The organism is Canicola haemoglobinophilus (genome assembly GCF_002015075.1).
Taxonomy (GTDB): Bacteria; Pseudomonadota; Gammaproteobacteria; order Enterobacterales; family Pasteurellaceae; genus Canicola; species Canicola haemoglobinophilus.
On sequence record NZ_MUXZ01000044.1, the window covers coordinates 1 to 4115 of the forward strand.

9 protein-coding genes are annotated in these 4115 nt (G+C 40.6%); all 9 read left to right on the forward strand.

Features of this window, described 5'->3' with window-relative positions:
• A partial coding sequence (locus B0186_RS10320) for a TniB family NTP-binding protein (RefSeq protein ID WP_459561965.1) occupies window positions 1-365 on the forward strand: 365 nt, incomplete at its 5' end.
• Between the two features lie 2 nt (window positions 366-367).
• Window positions 368-703, forward strand: coding sequence for a hypothetical protein (locus tag B0186_RS10325; RefSeq protein ID WP_078219293.1), 336 nt, complete (start codon window positions 368-370; stop codon window positions 701-703).
• Window positions 704-711: 8 nt separating this feature from the next.
• On the forward strand, window positions 712-951 hold the full coding sequence (locus B0186_RS10330; protein WP_078219294.1) for a lipoprotein: 240 nt from the start codon (window positions 712-714) through the stop codon (window positions 949-951).
• Window positions 952-968: 17 nt separating this feature from the next.
• Window positions 969-1490: a host-nuclease inhibitor Gam family protein gene (locus B0186_RS10335; RefSeq protein WP_078219295.1), complete on the forward strand. Its 522-nt coding sequence runs from the start codon at window positions 969-971 to the stop codon at window positions 1488-1490.
• A 153-nt stretch (window positions 1491-1643) separates the two neighbouring features.
• Window positions 1644-1841 (forward strand): ANR family transcriptional regulator, encoded by a 198-nt coding sequence (locus B0186_RS10340; RefSeq protein WP_078219296.1) that lies wholly within the window; start codon window positions 1644-1646, stop codon window positions 1839-1841.
• A 249-nt stretch (window positions 1842-2090) separates the two neighbouring features.
• Complete coding sequence (locus B0186_RS10345; RefSeq protein ID WP_078219297.1) at window positions 2091-2411, forward strand: hypothetical protein; 321 nt, start codon at window positions 2091-2093, stop codon at window positions 2409-2411.
• A gap of 94 nt (window positions 2412-2505) precedes the next feature.
• Complete coding sequence (locus B0186_RS10350; RefSeq protein WP_078219298.1) at window positions 2506-3054, forward strand: hypothetical protein; 549 nt, start codon at window positions 2506-2508, stop codon at window positions 3052-3054.
• The gene (locus tag B0186_RS10355; protein ID WP_078219299.1) at window positions 3051-3506 is read left to right on the forward strand and encodes a gp16 family protein; all 456 of its coding nucleotides are present in this window, start codon (window positions 3051-3053) and stop codon (window positions 3504-3506) included. Before B0186_RS10350 ends, B0186_RS10355 begins: the two co-directional genes overlap by 4 nt.
• Window positions 3507-3656: 150 nt before the next feature.
• Window positions 3657-4037 carry a Mor transcription activator family protein gene (locus B0186_RS10360; protein WP_078219300.1) on the forward strand — a complete coding sequence of 127 codons (381 nt, stop codon included), beginning with the start codon at window positions 3657-3659 and terminating at the stop codon, window positions 4035-4037.
• The last annotated feature ends 78 nt before the right edge of the window (window positions 4038-4115 follow it).

Sequence of the window (4115 nt, forward strand, 5' to 3'; positions counted from 1 at the left end):
ATGAAAGTGATATAGGCTCAGGGGTTGGCTTAGTGTTAATCGGTAATGACAAGGTTTACACCCGTATCAAGGGCGGCATTAACCCCGCTCACGAATACGGCAGACTTTGGTCACGCAATGCTAAACGCACCAGCATTCAGAAAACCAAGCAGGCAGACACTAAAGCGGTTGCAGAAGCGTGGGGACTGAGGGATAACCAAGAGGTCTTAGAAGTAATGCAACGCATTACCGAAACAGGTGGAGGTTTGCGAATTTTAACCCACACCCTACGCCTTGCAGGAATGGTGGCAAAAGGCTCAAACCGCCTCATTGATGCAGATTTAATTACACAAGCCAGAGCCGAATTACTCGGAAAAGGAGAATAAAAATGAAAACCAAACGCCTAAACAAAGGCAACCACCTAGCTTACAAATTCCTAGAACTAGAACAAGCACAAAAAGCGGTGATGTATTGCAACGCTATGGGGCTAACAGTCACAGACATTGACTTTAGTCGAATTAAGCCAACCTTGCGAGTAATGCATAACAAAGTGACCGAACAAATGCTTGTAGAAGACAAGGCTATTATCTTCAAGCATGGCTCAGACGACAAAGCCATACGCTACAGCGAGGGGCAATTTATGGTAGAGGGCATCCGCACTATTTTTAGAGTGGAAGATATTGATATTCAACCCAAACGAACACCAACAGAAATAAAGCACTAGGAGCAACAATGAAAAAAACTCTCATTATTTTAACCGCACTTTTAGCCTTATCTGCTTGCGATGAACCATGGCAGAAAACAGACAGAAGCAAAACTTACTACGGCGGTTTAGTTGGGCGAATAAGCGAGGTTTGCATTGATGGTGTGACTTATTTAGTCGTCAATGAAAAAGGCATCACCCCAAAAATCAACGCAGACCACTACCCTTATATCTGCAACGCAAAAAATACTAATATACCACAAAACTAACCAACAGGTGAAAAACCATGGCTAAAAAAGCAACCCAAATTAAAACCGACACCCACGCAGTACGCTTACAAAGTCGTGATGATGTGGAGTTGGCGATTAAACAAATTGGCGACCTACAACGCCAATTAGAACAAACCGCTATCGAACAAAACAACGAACTAGCGACAATCACTGAAAAATACGCCCCCAAAATCACCGCACTTAAAGAGCAAATTGAGCCTGTGCAACAAGCGGTGCAAGCGTGGTGTGAAAGTCGACGTGATGAACTTACGCAAAACGGCAAAACCAAAACAGGCGTATTTAACACAGGCGAAGTGCAATGGCGCCAACGCCCACCAAGTGTAGCGGTGCGTGGCGTAGATAGCGTCATCGAAAGCCTAAAAACCCTCTGGCTACTGCGTTTTATCCGCACTAAAGAAGAAATTAACAAAGATGCCATGCTCAACGAACCAGAACTAGCGGCAACAGTGGCTGGTGTCACAATCCGCAAAGGCGTGGAAGATTTTGTGATAACACCGTTTGAGCAGGAGGTGAAGTGATGAGTGAATTGGTGATGATTGCTTATTTCATCTTTCTTGGATTTATATTCTGGGTATTTGCCAGATACTTATAAAACCCTTTTCAACGCTCTTTAAACCTGATTTAAGGGGCGTTTATAAAGTGTTTTAAATCATAACCAACAGGAGCAAAAAATGAAAAAGCCAACTTTTAACCGCTTTACTCATTGGAGCAAAGAGGCGGCAAAACTAGAGCAAGCAGGCAAATATGCAGACGCAGCAAAAGCATGGGACGTGGCAATGTTAAACGCCACAAGCGAAAACAAAGCATGGTGCGAAAATCGCATGGCATTTTGTGAACGAATGGCAATAAGACCTTTTAAGGAGGAATAAATGATAACTGAAAATGAAAAAAAGCGGTAAATGAAGGTATCGCCTACTGCATAGAGCAACTTGAAGAGGCACAAAAATACCTGTGAGATGAAGATGTAAATGCCACCTTAATATTCACAGCCAATAGCCTTAAAAGATTACAGAACGTGAAATTAAGATTACAGGTAAATCGGTTTAATCAGTAATGAGGTGTAAAAATGACTCTTAAAGAAGAAAAATTAACGATGAAATTACAGGGGAAAAAAGAAAATGAGTGAATTATTTGATGAACATAAACCAAAAATCTGTTTAGAAGTAATTTTTAAAAATAGTCATGAAATTTACGATGTAGTGATTGATGCTAATACAAAGGTATTAGGAGGGAAAGTTGGCATTGTTGATTGGGAAGGAACAACATTTGATGATCAACTTTATTTACTAAGTTTATTTGATGATAAACAAATGGCATTTATCAGAAAAAGACCAGAACATCATCACAAAGTTGTAGCTGTAATTTATAAAGCACTTGAAGATGTTGTTGATGAAATTGTTGAGTATGAATTTTGGTTTTCGCAGGGTGAAAATAGCTAGCTAAATTAACTGGGTGGTGGGCTTAAGCCCACCCTACAAAAAAACATAAAAAAGTGCGGTCATTTTTTTATGTTTTTTTAAGGAGAAAACAAACATGAAGTTATGCCGTTGTCCTGTGTGTCATAGTGACATACACCTAGACCAACTGCTTGAAGATGACGCAGGGCGTGAAATCTTAACCATTTTAACCCAACTAAAAGGCAATAATGCACGAGCTATTGTGAATTATATTGCCCTGTTTCGCCCCGAAAAATCCGCCCTCTCTAACAGCCGAGCATTAAAATTAATGCAAGAGGTGTTAGTGCTTTACAAACCAAGTCCACTACTTGCTCATGCCCTAAGTGAAACGGCAAACAGTGTGATGAAAAAACGCAGAGACAAACAAAATACCGCACCTTTGAACAATCATAATTACTTAAAACAAGTCTATGAAAGTGCAAAACCGCTGTTTACCGTAGTGCGAAATGAGCAAAACGAAGAAGAAATACAAAGCCAAGCACAGCAAGCCAAAGCCCAAGAAGATAAGCGTATTGATGATATTCAGTATGTGGACCGCTTTGTCCGTATGGGGAGGACAGATATAGTACAGAACACGCCTGAATATCAAGTATGGTTGCAATGGAAAGAGGCGCAACAACAATGAACAACAAGCAAAAATACATACAGCTTATTCATATCGCCAAACAACAACTCAACATAGACGAATACAGCTACAGAAGCATGTTAGAACGCCTAACCGCCAAAAATAGCACCACAAAAATGACCCTTGTGGAGTTGTCAAAAGTATTACATGAGCTAGAGCAAAAAGGCTTTAAAGTGCGGTCAAGAAGAGGTGCAAGTCCGAAAACCACAAAAGCCCAAGTAAAAAGCAATATCGCCCTCAAAATCCGAGCTATTTGGATAGATATGGCAAAACAAGGACAACTCAAAGACGGCTCAGAACACGCCCTAAATGCATGGGTAAGAAGCATTGCAAATCCACTATTGGAAAAGCAGCACAAACCTATCGTCTTAAATGTCCAAGCCCTAGATGACCACATGGCAAGCATCGTACTAGAACGCCTGAAAAAATGGCAAGCAAGAACCTCAAAATAAAAATTTTAAACCGCTTAAATGGCGGTTTTTCTTTTTTAAATCAAAGTATTATATTTTATTTGGCTATCTCTGCTAAAAAAATTCCATGCAATATGGAACAAGATTGCTATAATTTCAAGCACTTAACAATCCAACCACAAGGGGAATAAAATGCAACAACGCAACATTGAAACATTTGAACAAAAAGCCCCTGAGATATTGGCAGATTTAGCTAAGCATATCGAAGCAGGCTTAATGGCAAGAGTGGCAGCAAACGATGACTGGAACATTAACAAAGCCAAGCAAATTAGTGTTGATGTAGCACACGAGATAGCCAATGCGTGGGGTGGTGAAGTGATTTATATCCCTCGCAATGTTGCTCTGTTATTAAGTGAGCGAGACCATAAAATCTGGCAAGAGTTTAACGGTTTTAATCATAGAGAACTCTCCCGAAAATACAGCGTCTCCATGGTGTGGGTTTATCAGATTGTAAAACGAATGCGGAAAGCCGAGATTGCACGCAATCAGTTTGATATGTTTGCCAACGAATAACTCAAAAAGCCACCACAACGGTGGCTTTTTGTGTAGGATAAAATCACAATGCTGGCGCCCGTGTCCTCACCACACCTG